Origin of the sequence: Photobacterium sp. Hal280, from assembly GCF_037162255.1 — a bacterium.
Lineage (GTDB): Bacteria > Pseudomonadota > Gammaproteobacteria > Enterobacterales > Vibrionaceae > Photobacterium.
In genome coordinates this window covers 746,055-767,068 of record NZ_JARLUO010000001.1, presented here as the reverse complement: position 1 = coordinate 767,068, position 21,014 = coordinate 746,055, and the positions used below count along the sequence as shown (strand labels likewise).

The 21,014-nt window shown below is 47.2% G+C and carries 16 protein-coding genes and 2 pseudogenes; 12 read left to right on the top strand and 6 right to left on the bottom strand.

Going from position 1 to position 21,014, the window contains the following annotated elements; translation table 11 throughout:
- Positions 1-328: 328 nt before the first annotated feature.
- The 7 genes from P4S53_RS03780 to tssG all read left to right on the top strand — a co-directional run bounded on the left by P4S53_RS03780 (position 329) and on the right by tssG (position 9,075).
- Positions 329-2,287, top strand: a complete 1,959-nt coding sequence (locus tag P4S53_RS03780) for a serine/threonine protein kinase (protein WP_337111452.1) — start codon at positions 329-331, stop codon at positions 2,285-2,287.
- Complete coding sequence (gene tssA / locus P4S53_RS03775) at positions 2,284-3,828, top strand: type VI secretion system protein TssA (RefSeq protein ID WP_337111451.1); 1,545 nt, start codon at positions 2,284-2,286, stop codon at positions 3,826-3,828. Before P4S53_RS03780 ends, tssA begins: the two co-directional genes overlap by 4 nt.
- A 26-nt stretch (positions 3,829-3,854) precedes the next feature.
- Positions 3,855-4,352: a type VI secretion system contractile sheath small subunit gene (tssB, locus tag P4S53_RS03770; protein WP_237795868.1), complete on the top strand. Its 498-nt coding sequence runs from the start codon at positions 3,855-3,857 to the stop codon at positions 4,350-4,352.
- 11 nt (positions 4,353-4,363) lie between these two features.
- Positions 4,364-5,842 carry a type VI secretion system contractile sheath large subunit gene (gene tssC, locus P4S53_RS03765; RefSeq protein WP_237795867.1) on the top strand — a complete coding sequence of 493 codons (1,479 nt, stop codon included), beginning with the start codon at positions 4,364-4,366 and terminating at the stop codon, positions 5,840-5,842.
- A 68-nt stretch (positions 5,843-5,910) separates the two neighbouring features.
- Complete coding sequence (gene tssE, locus P4S53_RS03760) at positions 5,911-6,321, top strand: type VI secretion system baseplate subunit TssE (protein ID WP_192014474.1); 411 nt, start codon at positions 5,911-5,913, stop codon at positions 6,319-6,321.
- An 11-nt stretch (positions 6,322-6,332) separates the two neighbouring features.
- A complete protein-coding gene (gene tssF, locus P4S53_RS03755; protein WP_337111450.1) occupies positions 6,333-8,081 on the top strand; it encodes a type VI secretion system baseplate subunit TssF in 1,749 nt (582 codons plus the stop codon).
- 55 nt (positions 8,082-8,136) lie between these two features.
- On the top strand, positions 8,137-9,075 hold the full coding sequence (gene tssG / locus P4S53_RS03750; RefSeq protein WP_337112056.1) for a type VI secretion system baseplate subunit TssG: 939 nt from the start codon (positions 8,137-8,139) through the stop codon (positions 9,073-9,075).
- Between the two features lie 98 nt (positions 9,076-9,173).
- Here the strand turns inward: tssG and P4S53_RS03745 are convergent.
- The 4 genes and pseudogenes from P4S53_RS03745 to P4S53_RS03730 all read right to left on the bottom strand — a co-directional run bounded on the left by P4S53_RS03745 (position 9,174) and on the right by P4S53_RS03730 (position 14,361).
- A pseudogene (locus P4S53_RS03745) lies at positions 9,174-9,625 on the bottom strand (Lrp/AsnC family transcriptional regulator).
- A gap of 36 nt (positions 9,626-9,661) precedes the next feature.
- Positions 9,662-11,263 carry an ImcF-related family protein gene (locus tag P4S53_RS03740; RefSeq protein WP_337112055.1) on the bottom strand — a complete coding sequence of 534 codons (1,602 nt, stop codon included), beginning with the start codon at positions 11,261-11,263 and terminating at the stop codon, positions 9,662-9,664.
- Between the two features lie 110 nt (positions 11,264-11,373).
- Positions 11,374-12,966: pseudogene (locus tag P4S53_RS03735) on the bottom strand (type VI secretion system protein); the annotation flags it as partial.
- 114 nt (positions 12,967-13,080) lie between these two features.
- On the bottom strand, positions 13,081-14,361 hold the full coding sequence (locus P4S53_RS03730; RefSeq protein ID WP_337111449.1) for a type VI secretion system ImpA family N-terminal domain-containing protein: 1,281 nt from the start codon (positions 14,359-14,361) through the stop codon (positions 13,081-13,083).
- A 752-nt stretch (positions 14,362-15,113) separates the two neighbouring features.
- Here P4S53_RS03730 and P4S53_RS03725 point away from each other — a divergent pair.
- From P4S53_RS03725 to icmH, 5 genes are read left to right on the top strand one after another with little or no spacing between them, the layout of a single operon-like run.
- Positions 15,114-15,710: a hypothetical protein gene (locus tag P4S53_RS03725; RefSeq protein ID WP_337111448.1), complete on the top strand. Its 597-nt coding sequence runs from the start codon at positions 15,114-15,116 to the stop codon at positions 15,708-15,710.
- Positions 15,711-15,718: 8 nt separating this feature from the next.
- The gene (locus tag P4S53_RS03720; RefSeq protein ID WP_337111447.1) at positions 15,719-17,068 is read left to right on the top strand and encodes a type VI secretion system-associated FHA domain protein; all 1,350 of its coding nucleotides are present in this window, start codon (positions 15,719-15,721) and stop codon (positions 17,066-17,068) included.
- Positions 17,061-17,564 (top strand): type VI secretion system lipoprotein TssJ, encoded by a 504-nt coding sequence (gene tssJ, locus P4S53_RS03715; RefSeq protein ID WP_337111445.1) that lies wholly within the window; start codon positions 17,061-17,063, stop codon positions 17,562-17,564. Before P4S53_RS03720 ends, tssJ begins: the two co-directional genes overlap by 8 nt.
- A gap of 9 nt (positions 17,565-17,573) precedes the next feature.
- Positions 17,574-18,899 carry a type VI secretion system baseplate subunit TssK gene (gene tssK / locus P4S53_RS03710; RefSeq protein WP_337111444.1) on the top strand — a complete coding sequence of 442 codons (1,326 nt, stop codon included), beginning with the start codon at positions 17,574-17,576 and terminating at the stop codon, positions 18,897-18,899.
- Complete coding sequence (gene icmH, locus P4S53_RS03705; protein WP_337111443.1) at positions 18,896-19,678, top strand: type IVB secretion system protein IcmH/DotU; 783 nt, start codon at positions 18,896-18,898, stop codon at positions 19,676-19,678. Before tssK ends, icmH begins: the two co-directional genes overlap by 4 nt.
- Before the next feature lie 232 nt (positions 19,679-19,910).
- Here the strand turns inward: icmH and P4S53_RS03700 are convergent, their stop codons facing one another.
- Positions 19,911-20,282, bottom strand: a complete 372-nt coding sequence (locus tag P4S53_RS03700) for a VOC family protein (protein WP_337111442.1) — start codon at positions 20,280-20,282, stop codon at positions 19,911-19,913.
- Between the two features lie 143 nt (positions 20,283-20,425).
- Entirely contained in the window at positions 20,426-20,950 is a 525-nt protein-coding gene (locus P4S53_RS03695; RefSeq protein WP_337111441.1) for a DUF2937 family protein, read from the bottom strand.
- Positions 20,951-21,014 lie beyond the last annotated feature (64 nt).

Below are 21,014 nucleotides of genomic sequence, written 5' to 3'. Positions count from 1 at the left end.
ATAAATGGATATAAACGGTTATGTTGTAAATTTAATTAAGTGGCAATGAAAGTTTATTTTTTATTTCAATCAGCTTGAATTTATGGCTGGAAAAATTATTTGGGATCAATATCAACATCCCTTTATTTCAGGCCGTTTTACCTGTGCAAAAGCCACTCATTACCCTGTTTCATTATGAGCTTTTTTATAGTGAAAATGACTTTCTTGACCATCAAAAAGTCGGAATGTTATTCGGCTATTGAAATGCTTAATAAGACAACTCTAAACTCTCGCCATCTATTGGTTTTATGGCTGGTTTTTCCCTTTGTCTGAATCTGGCAATCAAAAGGTGTCTGTGATTGACGATGTCATTCACCGCGCGCTGATAAAGAAAAAGAAACGTCAAAAGGAATTGGATCTTGCGAGCAGACCTTCTCTTGAGGAAAGCTTGCGGGCCAAGTTCGATATTCTTGAGACGATCACCAAGCCGGGTCGTGGCACTGTGCTGTATAAATTAGCCGATAAAACTGATCCGAATAAAATCATTTGCTGTAAGTCGATATTACAGCGGGGCAATGAGGCCGCTGAAAAGGCATTGCTGAGCGAGGCAACAAAGCTTGAGGTTTGTCAGCACCCCAATGTTGTGAAGTACATCAAAGTCGGACATGAGTTTTCCACGCCTTATTTCTTCATGGAATGGGTAAGCGGGGAAAATCTGGCCCAGAAAGTCAGTCGCCACAGCCACGGTGGTTTTCGTGCCGACCATATTGCCTGGCTGATTTACCAGCTGGCTGGTGCACTGGACTATGCCCATACACAAGGTGTGTGCCATCTGGATGTGAAGCCCTCTAATGTGCTGATCGGTGCTGACGATGCCGTTCGTCTGGTTGATTTTGGCGCTGCACAATATACCGGTGAAACCAATGATCATGTGGAAGCCAGTCTGAATTATGCCTCACCCGACTATATCCGCTCCGGAATCGGGCAACCTGAAGATGATGTCTACTCACTGGCTGTCATGGCCTATTGCCTGTTTCTGGGTGTAGCGGCAAGCCCGGAGATTGGCGAAGTGATAACCGGTCAGAAACGGCCAGTGGTCATTCCGCCACATGCCTGGAAAGCCATTAAAACCGTGATAGGCAAACCACGCAGTCATGGTTTTTCGCCGATTCATTTTGCGCAGATCCTGGGTCAGATTGACACAGAAACGCCGTTGTCCAATGCTCCTATTTTTAACAATATGCGCAATGCCGATCTGGTATTGAGCAGACGAAAGCACGACCTGGTGAATGCGATTGATGGGTGGCGTTCGTTAGAAATTACTCTCATTGGTGCCACGCTGGTGCTGGTGGCGTTTCTGGTGATTCGCCATGCTTATTTTTATGCACGCGATAGCTATCAGAGCAGCCAGCCAGCCACCTTTTCTTATGACGGCAAGGTTTTTCAGCCTGATGATACTTCTTGGTATAGCTACCAGTTCCTGAATGAATTTACCTCAGAGACCCCAGATTTATCAAAGACAGCCGTCTCGGTAGTTGAAGAATATGACCGCAGAAAATCAGCGCAGGAAAAGCTGATTTATCAGCAGATGAGCCCGGTGTTTGAGCAGGAAAGAACAACCAATGCAGAACGTCGTGATCAATTGCAGGCCATCAAGAATGAATTAATCGTCATGCGGCGATTAATGCAGGGCGGTAAAGACAGCGACAAAGTTCACATTGAAAAGCAGCTGTCGAGTGCCCAGGCGAGAATTAATACCCTGTTGCAAAACGCCAGTTTATACAGTGAAAACGCAGTAACGCCAGAAGAAGCCTTGAATCTGCTGGAGTTGGGCGATGTGGTGTTTGCCCGTAAAGCGTTTGAAGCGTCATGGAAAAGAGCAACGGCCAACGCGTATTACTATTCGCACGAAGTTCGGTATCAGACTGTCACCAAAATTCTATCCCGGGTATCGCAGCTCATGGATAAAGCGCAATTTAAAGATGCCGCCGGCCTGATCGAAAGTGCCCAGCAGGTGTTTCCCGAAAGTAAGGACATCCGAAGTATGGGAGCTTTGCTATATGCACGCCGCGGTGAGTACATACTCCGCCAGTCTCTGCAGTCCGATCTGGTCGTCGAAAAAAATATTATTCAGCAGGCTTATCAGGATGTGAAAACCTTTGCGCCTGACAGAGTGGACAGCATCAAAGCCCAGCTTAAACAGGATATTGAAGCAAGCCAGGCCAGCCGCTTTAAAGCCGGGGCACTCAGTATCAATGCCAATAATGTTACGTCTGTTGTTTTGCCTGACTGGGAGTGGGAGACATGAGTGAACTCAATGCCCGATTAGATGGACTGTTGTCACCAATCGATGCCGGGCTTCCGGTCGGTGAAGATGCCCGTTATGAACTGTGCTATGAGCTGATGGAAGCGGAAGTCAAAAAGTTCGGTTCATTATTTGGTGAAACGGTGGATTGGCAAGTCGTTGAACAGCAGGCTGACACTGTACTGTTACAACACAGTAAAGATCTGAAAGCCATGGCTTACATCGCGCGCGCGTGGGCAGAGCATTACGGTTGCGAAGGGCTGAAGGCCGGACTGACTTTACTGAAATCTGCGCTGGAACAGTATGGCAGTTCGCTGTACCCGGCACGAGCACGTGGCCGGGATGGCGCTATCGAATGGCTGGATAACCAGATTGAACTGATTGCAGGCAAGCTCAGCAATCCTGTCCAGTCTGAGCTGCAAGCCTGCGCAGCCTTGTGTCAGGACATTAGTTTTGCCATGGGCGAGGCCTTTGAAGGCTCAGAGGCGTCCCTGATCAATGCGCGCAACGCGTTGACCACCAGTAGCAATTCTCTCGGGGAACCGGCGGCATCACCCCAGCCCGTAGCAGAACCAAAAAATGGCCAGTTGGCAGACGGGCCGACATCTGTGGTTGAGCCTAAAGCGGTTTCAAGACCAGAACCTGTGTCTGCCTCCGCTGCACCGACGCAAAAAGTAACGCCATCTGCTTCTCTAGCCAAGACCAGTGTCTTGAGTGGTGAGGCGGATAAAAAATCGCTGGAGCAGATGGCAGAACATTTACTGCACCAGAGCCCAGACATGTCACTTGCCTACCAGGTGGGCCGGTTTGTGACCTGGATGGACATTGATGAATTGCCTCCTCACGATGCCGAAGGAAAAACGCCGCTCAGGCTGCCGGTGAGCAAAGATACCTTGTCGGATTATGAGTCGGCACTGGTCAATCAGTCGGCTTCTGAACATTACCGCCGGCTTGAAAAAAGCCTGCGCAATACTCCGTTCTGGCTGACCGGCCAGCGCCTGATGCATGACATGCTCAAACAGCTGGGATTTCATCAGGCTGCAGAGTCCGTGCGCGAAGAGACACGGCGTTTTACCACACGGTTAGCCGGTATCGACGCGCTGAGGTTTGACGATGAAACCCCATTTGCTGATGAGGCAACCCGCCAATGGCTGGCGGCGCCGTCAGTAACGTCCGCGTCCTCCAGCCATGAAGGGCTCGCTGAACTGCTGGGTGACAGCGGGGATAACATTCTTGAAGGTGCTGAACTGGGACAGCTTTTGGTTTCAGCCTCTTCGTTACTGGATGACGCTCAGTCAGGGCGTTCAAAATTTCTCTTGCATCTGCAATTGGCCAGGTTACTGCACCATAACGGGCTGCACAGTATTGCGCTGCCGCATTTGGAAGTGATCTGGCCAGAAAGAGAACGCATTAATTTGAGTTACTGGGAACCGACTCTGGATGCCGAACTGGAGCAGTTACTGTCTTTAACGCTGACTCAAATTTATTCACGGGAAGATGCGTTTCCCGCTAAGTACAGAGAATGGCTCGCGGCCGTTCATTAACATATAGCTGCTAAGAAGGACAAGTTATGTCTAAAGATGGTTCAGTCGCTCCTAAAGAGCGAATTAATATCCGATATGTTCCTGCGACAGGTGATGCTCAGGAAGAAGTCGAACTTCCCCTGAGCATGATGGTGATTGGTGATTTTACGGGTCGTGATGACGAGACCCCAATTGAAGACCGTGATCCGATCAACATTGATAAAGATAACTTCAATGATGTGCTGAGTGCCTATGCGCCGAATGTCAAAGTCAACGTTGATAACCGTTTAAGCGGTGAAGAAGGCGCACAAATGGGCGTTGATCTGACCTTTAAAAATATCAAAGACTTTTCACCGGAAGCCGTTGCCCGCCAGGTGCCTGAATTGAGCAGCCTGCTGGAGCTACGTGAAGCTCTGGTCGCACTCAAAGGTCCTCTGGGTAACGTGCCGGCATTCCGCAAACGTATTGCGCAGGTGCTGCAGGATGATGAAGCGCGCAGCAAGCTGCTCAGCGAGCTGAGCATCAACTCTAATAACGAAGAATAAACAGGTGGCACATGACAACTGAAGCTATGACTCCGGAGCAGGATGCACAACTGGCTGAATCCGGCTCACTGTTAGACAGTATTTTGAATGAAACCCGGCTCAAGCCATCTGATGAAGGTTTTGATGTTGCAAAGCGTGGCGTTGAAGCATTCATTTCTGAACTGCTGAGCAAAAATGTATCCGATAAAGTTGATCAGTCGCTGGTCGATCTGATGATTTCTGAGATCGATCAGAAAATGTCGGCTCAAGTCGATGCCATTTTGCATGCGCCGGAAATTCAGGCCATTGAGTCTTCCTGGCGTGGACTGAAGTACCTGGTTGATCAGACTGATTTTCGCGAGAACATTCAGATCGAAGTCATTTCAGCGAAGAAGAATGAAGTGCTTGATGACTTTGATGATGCCCCGGAAGTGGTGAAATCTGGTCTGTACAAGCAAATCTATACCCGCGAATACGGTCAGTTTGGTGGTAAACCCGTGGGTGCGGTTATCTGTGACTTTAAGATGTCGTCAACCTCACCGGACATCAAACTGATGGAATACATGGCGAATGTGGGTGCGATGTCTCATGCTCCTTTCATTACCTCTGCGGGTCCACAGTTCTTTGGTGTCGACAGCTATGAAGAGCTGCCGAACCTGAAAGATTTGAAGTCGGTCTTTGAGGGCCCTCAGTACACCAAATGGCGTGGTCTGCGTGAACATGAAGATTCCCGCTATCTGGGTCTGTGTACCACAGGTTTCATGCTGCGTGCGCCGTATTCGGTTGCAGATAACCCGATTAAGGCGTTTGACTACAACGAAACTGTATCAGGCAGCCATGACCATTATCTGTGGGGTAACTCCGCTTACGCGCTGGCTTCGCGTATTTCCGATTCTTTTGCGAATTTCCGCTGGTGTCCGAACATCATCGGTCCTCAAAGCGGCGGTACGGTGAACGATCTGCCGGTGCATAACTTTGAGTCGATGGGTCGCATTGAAACCAAAATTCCGACAGAAGTTCTGGTGTCTGACCGCCGTGAATTTGAACTGGCTGAAGAAGGTTTTATTGCACTGACGATGCGTAAAGGTTCAGACAACGCGGCATTTTTCTCAGCAAACTCTGTGCAGAAGCCAAAATTCTTTGGTAACTCACCAGAAGGTAAAGCCGCTGAAACGAACTACAAGTTAGGGACTCAGCTGCCGTATATGTTCATTATCAACCGCCTGGCGCATTATCTGAAAGTGCTGCAGCGTGAGCAGATCGGATCGTGGAAAGAGCGTACTGATCTTGAAATTGAACTGAACAAGTGGATTCGTCAGTACGTCTCTGATCAGGAAAATCCGCCGGCAGAAGTCCGTGGCCGTCGTCCGTTGCGTGCCGCAAGGGTTGAAGTATCAGATGTTGAAGGCGATCCGGGCTGGTACCGTGTGTCTCTTGCTGTGCGTCCGCACTTCAAGTACATGGGCGCCAGTTTTGAATTGTCTCTGGTCGGTAAACTGGATCAAAACTAAGTAAAGGCGAACGGCAGCGATTGTCAGGTCGAGTGACTCTGAAGTGGTCTGCCGTTCGAAATCTGTCTATGGATAAAGGTTACCGATTACTCGAGCGCATTGAGATGGGCGAAGCAAAGAACAGCTATGATGCTGTGGAATCGACACAGTTTCTGATTGAGTCGATTCATCATCATCTGGCAGATTTGCTTAATACTCATTCGGGCAATGCAATGATAGCCAAAGATTATGGCCTGCCTGATTTTAATGATGTTTTGGCCGATAAATCCAATATCGTCCGGGAAATCAGAAACAGTGTGAAAGCCACCATCGAAAAGTTTGAGCCAAGATTAGCCGGCGTCGTGGTGAGATACGTTCCCCACACCGATGATCCGCTCCAGCTCCGGTTTGCCGTGAATGGTGAAGTTTTTCATAACAATAAGAAAACCAGAATGAACATTGATCTGTCGGTTGGTGTAGACGGCAAGTTTTCAGTGTAGAGACGACGAACATGACTTATAGCAAGTATTTTCAGGATGAGCTCTCGTTTCTTAAAGAAGCGGGTTCTGAGTTTTCGAAAAGCCACCCTCAGCTGACCAAGTTTCTGTCGGAAAGCAGCAATGATCCCGATGTGGAGCGCTTATTGGAAGGCTTTGCATTTCTGAACGGTAAATTACGTCAAAAGTTGGATGATGAGCTTCCTGAGCTGACCCAATCCCTGATATCTCTGTTGTGGCCGCATTATTTACGTTCTGTGCCTTCCATGTGCATTGCGCAGATGATCCCCTATGCCGGGAGTGTGTCACAAAAAAGCACAGTGACGCGTGGCCATGAAATGGCCAGCGAAAAGGTCGATGAGACGCAGTGCCTGTTTCGAACCTGTTACGATGTCGACTTGTATCCACTGTCCATCAATTCCGTGACGCAGCAAAATACACGTTCGAACAGCCACCTGAATGTCACCTTATCAACCGACACGGGTGTAGAGTTATCACGTATTGGGTTAGATAAATTACGGTTTCATATTCACGGCGAATTGCATATTTCCCGCATTCTTTATCTGTGGCTGTTTCGCTATTTAGACAGTGTGGATGTCAAACTCGCGGGTGGAGGAAGCAAACGGTTACCTGCTTCTTGCATAAAGAAAGTGGGTTTTTCTGAAGATGAAGCCTTATTGCCCTACGGGCCAAATTCTTTTTCCGGTTATCGACTCATTCAGGAATATTTTTCGATGCCGGACAAATTCATGTTCTTTGATGTCGATGGTCTGGAATGGCTCAGTGGTGTACCCAGCCAGAATACTATGAGCCTGGTGTTTAATTTTTCGCGCTCTTTACCGTCAGAAGTGACGATACGAGAGAAAAATTTGCGGCTGTTCTGCACACCAATCGCCAATGTGTTCGAACTGGATGCCGATCCGATCCGTTTGGATCATAAGCGCACTGAGTACCGTGTTCGTCCGCAAACAACCCGGCAAAATAACTTCGAAGTGTATTCCGTCAATCAGGTCCGAGGCTGGAGTAATGAAAATCGTCGTCAGGTTGATTATTTGCCGTTTGAGTCGTTTGAGCATCAGTTAGGGATTGATAACAATCGCCATTACTACAATGTCAAAGTCTCGGAACATGTTTCAGGGAAGGGCTTGTCACACTATATTTCCTTTTTTGATCACAATGCCGGTGTCGCCAATCTTGAAACTGAAACGGTACTGATTAAATTAACCTGCACGAACGGTAAACTGCCGCAACGGCTGGCCCCCGGTGACATTACATTTTCTACCCATAAGTCGCCTAACTATGCCAATTTCACCAATCTGACCAAGCCGACTGTTTCTGTCAGCCCGCAAATTGACAGCAGTCTGCACTGGCAGCTGATTGCCAATATGTCACTGAACTACCTGTCTTTAATTGATGCTGACGTTTTGAAAATGATGCTGAGTATTTACGACTTTCACTCACGCAGTGACAGACAGTCGCAGCGCGCTTCAGCAAACCGCTTAAACGGTATTAAAGCCATTCACATGAAGCCGATAGAACGTATCTTCCGTGGCTTACCGATCCGGGGTAACCAGATTGTACTGCAGATGGATTCGTCGATGTTTGCCAATGAAGGGGATATGTATCTGCTGGTGTCTATCCTGAATGAATTTTTCTCTTTGTATTCCAGCATCAACTCATTCTCTGAACTGGAAGTGATCGATGTGAAAACCGGCGAGATCTATCGATGGGACGGCAACCAGGGTAAACAGGCGGTGATATGATAGATAAGATCAATCAGTCCAGCCATGAGTATGCTTTTTTCAGGCCGTTTATTTACTGGAGGCTGCTGAGAAAAAGAAAACATCCGTACAATTTGCCTCTGTCGGTCAGGCGAAAACACCGCAGCAGGAGTTTCTGCGGTTTCGCATTTCGCCTGAGTTGGGTTTTCCCCGCTCTGATATTTCGCAGTTTGAGACGGTTCACTGGGATCATCGGGAGGTCCCCAGCCTGACGGTGAATTTCGGTGGTCTGCACGGTACCGGTTCACCTTTACCCACGGCATATACAGAAAGGCTGGCCGGCCGGGAAGGCGAAGACAATCCGGTGAAAGATTTTTTCGATTTCTTTCATCACAGGTATCTCTCACACTTGTACCGGATATGGAAAAAATACCGATACCATGTCCGGTACGAATCCGGGGCGGTCGACCCGCTGTCCCGTAATCTGTTTAACCTGGTTGGTATTTCTTCTGACCTCAGCGAAGACAGTGATTTTAACTTCGACCGGGCAAAACTGCTGTCTTATATCGGCCAGTTATCTTCAAGAACGCGATCTCCGAACCTGGTGTCAGGTATTGTGGCCCATTGCTTCAATCTGGCAAAAGTCAGTATTGAGCAGTGGGTACCCCGCAGGGTGAAAATTGCCCCTTCACAGCTGAACCGCTTAGGGCATGTGAACTGTGTGCTGGGCCAGGATTATCATTTGGGTGATCACCTCACCGATATCACGGGCAAATTTAATCTGGTCTTTCATGAATTGGATTATGAGCAATACTGTCACTTCTTGCCGGGTGAACAAGGTTACGGGTTACTCAAAGAGCTGATGCGTTTTGTATTGCGTGACCCGATGGCCTGGGATCTGAAACTGGAAGTGAAATCGGATGGATTACCAGCCAGCATTTTGGGCTCGAAAGAAGCGAACCGGCTTGGTCAGGTCAGCTGGTTGGGTAACGTGCAAGGTGATAAGCAGACAGTGGTAATCATCGGTGCTGTCTAGAAGACCACCTGGCACTGTGCGACTGGCAGCATTGACTGCAAGGCGAGGTGCCAGGTGATTCATTGCCTTATATCAAGGCTGATGAGTAAACCTGCCGCTTAACGGCAAATAGGACTGTGGAATACGACTGTGGTATGCAGCTCCTTAATGCCAACAATGTTTTCTGCTTCATCACACAATTCGTTCATCAGGTGTAATGATGCGGCTTCCAGTAACGTGATGATGTCAAACCCACCCCCGACGACACTGATGGATTTAATTTCCGGAATTTCTCTCAGGCTGTCGCACACTTTTTCTTCCAGCCATTTTCGCATTTGATCAGCAGGTAACAGCTGGTCATGGTTGCGCTTTTTTGTGTCCCGATTTTCGCCGTGTAGCCTTCAATCACACCAGATTTTTCCATGCGCGTAATCCGCTCAGCGACGGCGGTTCTGGAAAGGCCCACATTGCGGGCCATATTTGCAATTGATTCACGTCCGTTAATCAGCAGGTTTGACAATATCTTCCTATCAATTCGGTCAATGCTGTTGCTGTTTAAAGTATTCATTATCATTATTCTCGACTTTGATTAACCTAAGCTACCAACTTATTGGATATCTCTTGGAACAGAGAAGTTATACAGTTCTTGTAAAAGAAACGGATTATTAGAGTTAGACGGTTTGATTTTTACCGTCATGTGTCGTCCTGAAACAAGAATGTCCGCGTTAAATCCACCATCCGATGTCGGTTCGAGTTGCGACTCATTTAACAGTCGGAAAATAGACCAAAAACCTTCCTTTGCTTTCCTGTGTTGCTCGCCACTGGACGTGATGTCCTGAATGTTGACGTTTACGAAAAACTCGTTACTTTCAGGTGGCCACACAAACTGCTTACTCTTTGCCGGGCCATGGTAATAATCGAGACTCTCGCCACCGAAGTTCAGACTGGCCCGTATTGCGCTGGAATCCAGATCGATAAAACGTGAACTGAAATCAATGTTGAACTTGTTCGATGTGGGATCGAAAAGCACATTCTTGATCATGGTGTAGTTCTTCATCTGGGTGATCATTTCTTGCGACAGCTGCAATGTTTCGCCATCAACGCGTTTGGCCTGCCACAGATTCGTGTCATAGAAAGGCGAAAGCGTGTCATCAATGAAGCTGTCCAGAGTGCCTTGCGAAGCAAAAAACTCTTCAAAATCGGTCAGTGAGATCTCAGTTTCGGCATGTTTGGTGAACGGATATTTGTTCTGACCAATCAGTTCAAACTTACTGTACACATTACTGGTCCATAATTCCTGGATGCCCAGTTGTGATTCGGCCAGCAAAACAGACCACGCCTGATGGGCGATTTCATTTAACCAGCTTTTGACCGGTTCAGGCGCTTTTTGAGCGACCTGCTTCAAACGTACAATGGGATCAGCCGCGGTTTCACGCATTCTGGCTTTGGCTGCGATCAAAGCCGCTTGCTGAACATTGGGCGCATCGGTGATCTGCTTCAGATAGGCCCGCAGGTTACTGAGCGAAATAATCACCTGATCCCAGGGCGCTTGTGAGTTTTCAGTTTCACTGGTTTGCAGGGTATTAATCACGGCAAAGGCTTTTTCGACCCTTTTCATTAGCTCATAGTCAGGTTCGATCACTTTCTCTGCTGAGTCTTTTAAAAGATCGACCGCCTGATTCAGACGCTCATCTTTCAGCGTCATCTGAGCCAGTGCCCCCGCTTCTGGCGAATACTTGGTGTTGGTATACAACAGATTCAGTATGGTGCTTAACGGCGATGTCGGGCCTGACAGGGTGTCAATCGCATTGGTTATTTCCACTATGTTGTCATACTGCTTAAAGCGCAAATCGCTGATGGCTGTACGCCAGACATTGATATAGTCGTCAGTATATTTACGGCGCACCTTGGCCTGAAAGGCTTTAAGCTCTTCGTCCGACGGCAGCGTGTTATTGGACAACCCCAGTACCCAGTTGTCGGCAATCAAATCGTGCGATAAAGACTCCGATAAAGGGCGATAGAAAGTGGTAAAGCCGGTCGCGGTATAAATTTTGTTAATGTTCAGTTCATCAAGGTTGCTTTTTTCATGATCAAAAATTTCACCAAAATTGAAACCAATTGCTCTGGGAATACTGAGCTGGCCGAGATCCGCATCTCTGCCACTGTTGAGAATCTGGCTGTAGGCAATATCCACTTTGGACTGGGACAGCAGGTCACGTCGGGTTGTTCGAACCAGATCCCAGTTGATTTCAATGGGGGGAAATTGGTTTTGAAGTACACCGCCAGATACTGAGGTATGTTGGCGTACGCTCCCTCTGAGCCAAAATCATCCGTGAGCAGACGCGAAATCGACTTCAGAAGAAAACTGTAATCGCGCTTGTCCGTTTCATTCAGCATCAAATACATTTTCAGTAAATGGAGCTTGTCCTGATGCGACAGGCTGCTTTTTGCCAGTTTGCGCTGGATATGCTTCTCTACCAGTGGCAACAGTTGCAGGTTGATGCTGTCAAGTAAATGGCGATAGGCAATTTGCGTTGTCTGATCCAGTTTGTCGACATTGATATCGATCAGCTTTTCGTCCAGAAGATGACTGGCGTTGGTCCAGGCGTGATACAGAGGCAAAATACCGTTTGATGTGACAGCAAACTGTTTTTTCAGGTCGGCATACTGATTGTCTTCATCTTTATGATTAGCCACTTCCAGAAGCTGGTTGATAATGGAAATATTGCTCTGCGTGGTCGTAAAGAAATAGTAACCACTGACACTCAGCAAAGTGACACAAGCAGCCATTGTCATATGGCTTTTACGTATGAGTTGCCGCAGGTGGCGTTTGTTTTCCCCGGCAAAATTCGCTTCGGGCAGCACCTGCTCATCAATGATGAAGCGGGTGAATAGTGGAGATTCTGATAACTGGTCGTGTTCGGACGCAATCATCGGAACATTGAAGTAATTACTGCATCCTTTGGCGAGCAGGTTATATTTCCGACCCCCTTGATGGCTGGATGTGAAGTAAAGACCCCGCAGATCAACCAGATGAAATCCGTCCTTTTCCAGCCGTACTTTGTTCAGGGTATCCCGGATGATTTTATGACACAGTTCAAACTGTTTCGGAAAGGTGACCAGTGCACTGTTGTTGACCAGCGAGCGTTCCATCGCGACGCAGTCAAGCGTGCTTTGCTCCATCTTGCTCAGAATAGCGTAAAAGCCGCTGTCAAAGGCATCATTGAGCGTGCCTTTGGCATCTTTCAGCGAAATAGAAAGATGCTCCAGCTGCATTTTCAGCGGACTGAGTGAAACAAATTCTTTGAAGCCTTTCAGTTTGTCAATTTTTGACAGGAAAACATACACAGGCAAGGCCGTATGGGTCATCTCAGTGATGTCGCTGAGGCGGGTATTGATAATATCCAGAATATACTCGCGCTGAGACTCCTCTTGAGTGATCAAGAATTCAAGATCCACCACATACAGGCACCCTGCAAATGGTTTGCGAGGCTTAACACTGACAATTTTTTCCAGAAACGCTTTCCAGAGCGTTTGGTCTGTATTCGATGTATCCTGATAAATCAGACGTGGAGCCGGTTTGATGTATATCGCCTTTTCTGACTCATGCCAGACAAAGTAATCCGTTTGCAGTGTATTTTTCTGATCGATAGGCTTGATGGCATGAGAACTGGTCAGAAGCGATGTCTTTCCTGATTTTTTGTTGCCCAGCAGCAAGTAAATCGGCTTATGACTGGCGCTCTTTAACAGAGAAGACAATAGCCCTTTTAAGGTTTCTTCTTCTGTCTCAATATCGCTGGTCGAGCGTGATTTGCGTTTTTTTACTTCGAAACCGATCAGAAGCAGGATTGCAAGTCCACAGAAAAAGATCACAGGTCCCCATGTCAGATAATGACTGACTGGAAAAGCCATAACGAAATATGCGAATAAGCCATACAGTACTGAAAGCAGCACTGCTGAGAGCACGATAAATACCCTTGGCGTTTTGAGTTTACTAATCAAGATATAACCTGCCTGAATCATTTATTATTGGTTTTTATTTTCGAAATTATGTGTGAGTTCCATGAGTCGATATTGATAGGCACTCAAGGTTTTTTGTGCTTTTAAAATATCGTCATGGTTTATGTGACCTTTCTCCAAATAATCAAGGCGACCAAGGAAGGGAAAAAGGGTATTACTAAAACGATAGGCCGCTGAAATATTCTCACTATCATCGACAAGTGCTGCGTTTGCTATAATCGTTCTGGCTCGTTTGAACTGGTCATTGATGAGCAAATAATCCTGAGCCAACGCTGCTTTCCCAGCCCGATACTGACTGACTGAGGCTTTGGCTGCAATGGAGTCCGGATAAAGGGTATTGACGTTATTTGCCAGCGCTTCCAATGTCTGGTGCTCATAGACACGACCAGGAAAAGCCGTCCAGTCCATCATCAGATCGTGGGTTCTGGTCAGAACCTCTTCTTTGAGACTGTGTTTGAAATAGGGCTCCGCCTGGATCAGCCTTGAGGTAATACTTTCCAGCTGCTCTGCCGTTGCGATCTGAATATCTCGCTGGTACAGGTATTGCCGGACTGCAACAATAGAAAAGACCAGGCAACCCAGAGTAAATACGGTGGCCAACCAGTAACACCAGGCCGGCAGAGTACGTATTGCCGCCTGTTTTTTGACAGGTGGCTGCTCAGCAGCCGGTTGACTTACCACTTCTGGTGTTGGGGCTGGGGTTGGTAATTGACGCTGTTTTTGTTTGGCTAATTCTTTCTCGGCCTGTTCATCCAGCTGATCTTTCCATTCAGTAAACTGTCTGCGAACCGGACCGAGCGATGGGGCTTGTTTCCCCAATTGACGCTGAAGTTCCTGTTCAATATTCAGAGCAAGGTGGTGCCCGGCTTCCACTAAGGGCAGATCCTTCAGCGACACTTTAATTTTGCTCAGTGCCAACGGCATTTGTTCTGCCACCCAGTCAAAAGACTGGATGCGCGCATTGGGTTTATTGGCCGCTGGAAAAGCAGTGTGCCAGTAGACGATGGACAGATCATTGAGAACATTGAGTCCATTAACCGCGCCCATTAATCCGTCAACACGACAGGCGGAGACGCAGTAATAACTGGCACAGCGAAAGTCCTTGCTGTGCTGGGTCAGGAGCAATTCTGAAGCGGCATAGATCTCTTTCCATGGTGCCGGAGAGACAAAACTGCTTAACCGATTGACGTTTCTTTTTAAGTCAGAAAAGAGATCGAGCTCTCTCGGGTCTTGACCAACAGGCAACTGTGCCGATATTGGTCTGAGTGCAATATCAGTGAATTTCATTGTTTAATAGCCAACTTCGAAACTTGTAATTATGAGTAAAAGTGTTCCTGCTGCAGGAAGTAAATTCCTGCTCGCTAACTTAATTATTGGTTTATTAGTGAATGCTAAACTATAGGGCGGATCAAATTTACGCTTTGTCAACTCCTCTGCGTATTACTTTGCTGTGATTATAAAAATTTACCCCAGACAATATGCCTGTTAAGGCTGTTGAATGTCATATCTGAGGAGCAATTTTAACTATTCCTTACTGCATATGAATCGTATTGTAAGCTGAAGCGTTTCAGTAAACTAAGTGAATACTATTTTTGCTGGATAAAGATCACATATTGATGACTGTCAAAGCTTTTTCAACCATTTTTATTAAGATCACCCTTATATTTTAACCGTGTTTAACATTGTTATGACAATCTTTTTTCATTGCAGTTGTCGCTGATAGAAGTAATTTTAGTTATTAGTGTATAAACTTGCGAGTCTAATCACATTTACGTTTTATTAAGTAAATGAATCAAAAAATACATTTTTGGGACGAATGCCTCAAATTAATGTTTTTATTGCGGTGTGATTAATGTTAGGTAAATTAAAGGTTGGTTTTTACGAGTTTTAAATTGCTGTCAATTCGCAACCTCGTGCAGTGAAAGTGACAGATCCAATAGGGAAAGTAACTTATTTAACGATAGCGTAAATCAAGCCTTGAATTCATATTTTTATGCGTTTATCTTTCAGGTGTTTTTAAATTAGAGAAAGCGAACATTATGCCTCGTCTTCTTACAATAGCCTGTATTGCTTATTGTTTAATTCATACTTCCTTTGCTTCTGCCAAAGGTGAACGCTTTGGTGTCACGGGCGCATACTATGATTTTACGTCGACTGCCGAGGAAGGTGAGTCGGGTGAAAACCAGAGTCTTCGCTGGGGACTGGTACATACACGGCCGATCGATGATAACAGTGCCCGCTGGCGCTGGTGGTTTGGTCTGAATTATTTAGCGGACAGTATTCCTGCTCCGCAGAATGGTGTTTACCAGGAAGTCACTAATTATGAATTTCGTGTGCTGCCTCAGTACGCTATCCCCTTGGCGAGCTGGCTGACGCCTTATGTTGGTGCCGGGTTATCGCTGGCTTACAGCGAGTACAGCGAGCGCTGGCACGTCGATGCCGATGAATTCAAGTACGGGACTCAGTTACCGGATAATAATGCGTTTGAAGCCAGCTTACTGCTGAATGCAGGCATGGTGATAAAAATGGGCAGTAATCCAGATGCACATTTGCAGATTGCGCCTCAGGCGACGCTGATCGTGCCGGTCAATGATGGTCTTGGCGGCGTAGAATTTTCCTTATCGTTTCTATTCTAAGATCGTTTATGACGCACAAAACCCTCATTCTCAAAGTGAACAGTGCCCCGGAAGAATATGTCGGGGCAAAGCAAATGGAATTTGACAGTCAGGGCGGAACAATCGGCCGTAGTGCTCAGAGCATCTTTCATCTGGAAGATCATAATAAGTATCTGTCGGCGACTCATGCCCTGATCACCTGTTATAACGGTGAGTATTATCTAAACGATATCAGTACCAATGGCACTTTTATCAATGGTAAGCGTGCACTGAAGAGTCAGCCGACAGTTCTGCAGGAAGGCGATTCTATTTCGATGGGGCGCTATGAATTCAGTGCAGGATTTGAGAATGAGGTGCATCACATTAATCTGGCAGAAGACATTATGCCGGATATGAAAAGCAATGATCCGGTCGACAGTCTGAATCTGATCCTCCCGCCTGAATCTGAAGTGTCAGGAGAGGGAACGATAGAAGAGCTGTTCCTGACACAAGATGAGAAAGCAGATTCTACTGAGCCGCTTGCTTATCTTCAGGAAGTGAATGAAGAAGCAGAGTCTTTGATTGAAGATGAAGAACCCAGACCGTTTGTCGATTACAACGCGACACAACGACAAATTCTTGACGACAGTGAAAGCATCCACTCTGAAATGGACGTGCCAAGCCTGATTCCGGAAGACTGGAATGTTGAAGATGGCAGTTTTCCTGCTTCAGAAAAAGCGGAGCCCTTTTCATCACCAGGGAATAAATTTACTCAACAAGCAGCACCTGCCGGGCGTTTAACATCCTACACCCAGCCTTCCGTAACGGAACAACCCACTCCGCCCAAATCAGTAGGTACCATCGAAAAGCGTTCTGAAACATCAGATATGCAATCCGAAAAGGCGTTTTTGCAAGGTTTAGGTATCCCCTCGGAGTTACAGCATCTTTGCGACGAGAACTGGTTTCGTCAAATGGGGCTGAGCTTGAAAGGATGTCTTGATTCACTGAATGCTGAATTGCATCACTCTTTGATGATGGCAGGTGAATCAGAGACGGCCAAACCACATTTATTGGACAGTATGATGTCGCTTTATCAGCAGTCAATTCTCGAGCCTTATGAGCTGATCGAACATATCCAGGAAGAGCTGGATATGCACCGATCCCGATTAGATCAGGCGCGTGACAGTATTTTCCAGCAACAGTTAGCCGCTTTATCACCGTCGTCATTTGAAGCGAAGCAAAAGGCCGACGGGGGTTGGCTGAAGAGCCAACGGACCTGGAAAGCTTATCAGGCATATTTTTCTGAGCAACAGTTACATTGGCGAACCGAAGACAAACAGAGCTTTGATACAAGCCTGGAATCAAAGTACAGAGAATTGTTACAGGAGCAAAATGCGTAATTATTTTTTTGCATTGGTAGCCGCACTGTCACTGTCAGGGTGCGCGGTATGGGAGCAGTTTAAAGACACCACCGGGCTGATCCCTGAAACCGCAGAAGTAGAAGTGCATATTATGACCGATAAGAGTCTGAACCTGCGTCCTAACGGGTCATCATCACCGGCCATTTTACGCATCTATGAGCTGTCGTCACCTGTGCTGTTTCGCAGCCTGGATTTCTTTTCATTATTTGAAAACGACAAAGCTGCACTGGGTGATGAATATATTAAGCGGTATGAGTATCAGCTCGAGCCAGACCAGGAACTCACTGAATTTTTAAAGCTGCAGCCTGAAACACGCGCAGTCGGATTTGCAGTTGCTTTCCGGGATATTAACGGGACAAGTTGGCGGACGATACACACCATTGAAGAGCGGGAGAGTTATTATCTGGACGTGAATCTGGTGAATAACGTGTTGTCTGTAGAGCGTACACAAGGCGTAGAACAGATTTATTTCTAAGGAAGCATTATGTCATTGCATAACCCGGTTGTCTGGCAAGACGGCATGTTCATGAAACCACAGCATTTTCAGCAGTTGGACCGTTTTCACTCTCAGCAAGTGAGTTTGTATACCGCTTTCAGCTCGCCATTAAATTGGGGGATTAGCCGATTAGAGATTAATGCTGAGCTGCTGAAAATGGGCAAAATTGGTGTCACTGTTGCGGAAGGCATATTGCAAGACCGTACACCGTTTGCTTTTCCTTCTGAAGCCTTGGCGCCGGCCATGTTGGAAGTGGACACATCGACGGTAGATAAAGTGGTGTATTTATGCTGCCCTTTACCGTCAGAGCAGGGTGAGCTGTATACCAATGCGGGAGACGGTGCACGCTATCGTCTTCAGGAGCAGCAAGTGGTTGACTGTCTGTACGACAGTGAAGATACCACAACCATTCATGTCGGCAGCCTGAATTTCCGGTTGATGCTAGAGACGGAAGACCGTTCGGCTTTTACGTCGATCCCGATTCTGAAAATTTCGGAAGTCAAAAGTGATGGTACTGTATTACTTGATGACAAGTTCATCCCCACTTGCCTTGATATTAAAGCCTCCGCTGTACTGACAAAGTTTGTGACCGAATTTGCTTCTCTGCTAAAACATCGTGCTGAATCTATAGTCAGCCGTCTTGGTGTGGTTGACCAGCAAGGCGTATCCTCGGTGGCGGATTTCATGCTGCTGCAGGTGGTCAACAAGCTAGAGCCGGTATTCTGGCACTTAGCCGGCTTGGAAGGTGTTCATCCGGAAGCACTGTATCGTGTGTTGCTGCAGGCCGAAGGGGAGCTGGCAACATTATGTACATCATCCCGTCGTCCTGAGACGTTCTCGCCCTATAATCATGGTGATCTGACTGACTGCATGTGGTCTTTGATCAGCCGGAACCGCAACAGCCTGACCGTAATGTCTGAACAGCGAGCAATCCCGCTGGTGCTGAAAGAGCAGGGCTACGGTATACGTGTGGCCAATATTGCTGATCGCGAAATTATTCAGACCACCACCTTTATTCTTGCCGTGAAAGCCGATGTCACACTGGATGTACTGCATACTCGCTTTGTCTCCCAGGTGAAAGTGGGCAGTCTGGAAAATATTCGTGATCTGGTAAACTTTCAGTTACCGGGTATCGCCATTAAAGCAATGCCAGTGGTACCTCGCCAGCTACCTTACCATGCAGGCTTTACTTATTTTGAGCTGGATAAGGCGTCTGATGAGTGGAAGGCATTGTCTTCTTCAGCCGGTATTGCCATGCATGTTTCCGGCGACTTCCCTAATATTGAATTACAAATGTGGGCTGTCAGATTATGAGTCAGTTCGATGATGATATAACAGTCGTCCTGTTTCAGCCTGAGCCCGGCAAACCTATGGAGGTGATGCCGGCTCCGGAAGTACCACGCAATATTGCAGTCAAGCAGCTGGAAATTAAAAAGCTGGGTATCAACCAGCTGGTTGACGAGTTTACCTGGGTACTGGCTTGCCTGACCTGTATTCCCTCTATTCCCTGGCTCGATGATCCGACCTTGCTGCGTGAACAAATCAGCCGGGAAATTCAAGATGCCGAGAAGCGCCTGCTCCTTGCAAACACAGACAGAGCATCCCTGCTGGTGATGCGCTATTGTGTCTGTGCGGCTGTGGACGAGGCGGTTTACAGTCAGGAGTGGGGTGAAAAAAGCAATTGGAGCACACACAGCCTGCTTGCTGAGTTTCATAATGAAACATCAGGTGGTGATAAATTCTATACCATTCTGGACCGGCTCAGACAGGATCCCAAGCGCTACAGACAACTTATCGAATTTTTATACTTTCTGTTGCAGGTGGGTTTTAAAGGGAAATTCGGTCGTGTTGAACGGGGCAATGAAAAAATTGCGGATATTGCCGAAACCATATATCAGCTGATCAAAGAGGACAGGCTTCAGGATCAGGAAAAGTTACAGTTAGTGAATTTAAAAGCCGCCGTGATTAGTCGGCCTTTGAAGCGCGTGATTTCTCCAAGGTTGATTGTCGGCTGCACGGTGGTGTTATTGGCTGCGATGTACTCAGCAACGTATTGGATTATCGATTATAAATTTAACCAACTGATGGGTTGAGCCGTTAAAATCCTTCTGTGATCATTCAATGCTCCAGGCATCAACAGTGAAGATGCTCCAGCGTCTTGTGAAGACCGCGACCTGCATGCCAGATCAGTAGGCATCTGCGGCAGGAAGGTTGTGAGTGGCTATATGATGGCGATGTATTCACAATACTTAACGTCAAAGATAGCCACTTCATACTGAAATACGACAGGGGCAAGTTCACTGCCGAGTGACACCGGAAACGCTATTAATACTGAACAAAAAACACGCCCAGTTTATTGTCATCCGGATCTCTGAAGTACGCCGCAAAAACGCCGGGCTTTCGTTCACCGGGTTCACCTGCGTCTGTCCCACCCAGCTCAAGGGCTTTTTGATAAATGGCGGTGACCATGTCGGCCGAATTGGCTTGCAGTCCAATCATACTGCCGTTACCGCTGGTGGCAGCTTGTCCGTTATGCGGGGTGCAGATGGCGATGCCCACACTTTCGTTATGGGTTTGCCATAATACAGAACGCTCGGTTTTCATGGTCTTTTTGGCGCCAAACAACACCAGTAGTGCATCGTAAAAACGTTCTGCCCTGGGCAAATCATTCGTGCCTAACAGTACATTACTTATCACGCGATTTTTCCTCCTGACTTTGGGTGGAAGCGGGTATCAAGCTCACGTGTAAGTCTGGTTTAGATAGCAAGCCTGTCCAGTTTGCCGGCGATAAATTGTGCAGTTCATCAATGAGCCACAGGATCCCAGCATCAGGAATAAAATCACGATATCACTGACCGTCTGGCGTTTATCGTGGCCCGGCGTCTGCGTCTGAACAGCAAAGTAAACGGCAGGGTGAGTAAGAGATTGGTGGCTAACCCCAGGATGACACCAAACATCAGACCGTTGAGCGAGAGTGGAATACCAGGTTTGAAATGAGCCAGGGTTTTTTCTAATGCGTCAAAGCGTGCAGGTGCGAACATATACACTGATTTCTCAATCAATGTCCCGTGTTCAAAAACGTTCATCCCGGATTTCAGATCGTCATAGTGGCTCAGGGTTGCTTGCTTTTGTAAGGCGTCCGCTCTGACACTGGCTTCTTTATTCTCCAGATGTTGCTCAATCATTGCCGTCACGTCAGGGTAACCGTATTGTCTGGCTGTGTTTTCGTAGCCGCTCACCTGCCATTGTGTGGCGTCAAATAATCCTGCCAGATATTGCTGATAGTGATCGGCCAGTAAAGGAACCTGAAGCGCCGCAATCAGCATGACGCCGAACAGCAATTTATCAACAATTCTTCCTATCAAGGGACTTTCCTTTTTCGGTTAAAGTGGCGCAAAGCAACATTCGGGTAATGTCACCTGTTCCAGC

Bases quoted from the DNA above. Each gene is read 5' to 3' on its own strand.
- tssE (WP_192014474.1), top strand. From the start codon at position 5,911: ATGGATAAAGGTTACCGATTACTCGAGCGCATTGAGATGGGCGAAGCA.
- tssC (WP_237795867.1), top strand. From the start codon at position 4,364: ATGACAACTGAAGCTATGACTCCGGAGCAGGATGCACAACTGGCTGAA.
- P4S53_RS03730 (WP_337111449.1), bottom strand. From the start codon at position 14,361: ATGAAATTCACTGATATTGCACTCAGACCAATATCGGCACAGTTGCCT.
- tssF (WP_337111450.1), top strand. From the start codon at position 6,333: ATGACTTATAGCAAGTATTTTCAGGATGAGCTCTCGTTTCTTAAAGAA.
- P4S53_RS03720 (WP_337111447.1), top strand. From the start codon at position 15,719: ATGACGCACAAAACCCTCATTCTCAAAGTGAACAGTGCCCCGGAAGAA.
- tssK (WP_337111444.1), top strand. From the start codon at position 17,574: ATGTCATTGCATAACCCGGTTGTCTGGCAAGACGGCATGTTCATGAAA.
- tssB (WP_237795868.1), top strand. From the start codon at position 3,855: ATGTCTAAAGATGGTTCAGTCGCTCCTAAAGAGCGAATTAATATCCGA.
- tssA (WP_337111451.1), top strand. From the start codon at position 2,284: ATGAGTGAACTCAATGCCCGATTAGATGGACTGTTGTCACCAATCGAT.
- icmH (WP_337111443.1), top strand. From the start codon at position 18,896: ATGAGTCAGTTCGATGATGATATAACAGTCGTCCTGTTTCAGCCTGAG.
- tssJ (WP_337111445.1), top strand. From the start codon at position 17,061: ATGCGTAATTATTTTTTTGCATTGGTAGCCGCACTGTCACTGTCAGGG.
- P4S53_RS03725 (WP_337111448.1), top strand. From the start codon at position 15,114: ATGCCTCGTCTTCTTACAATAGCCTGTATTGCTTATTGTTTAATTCAT.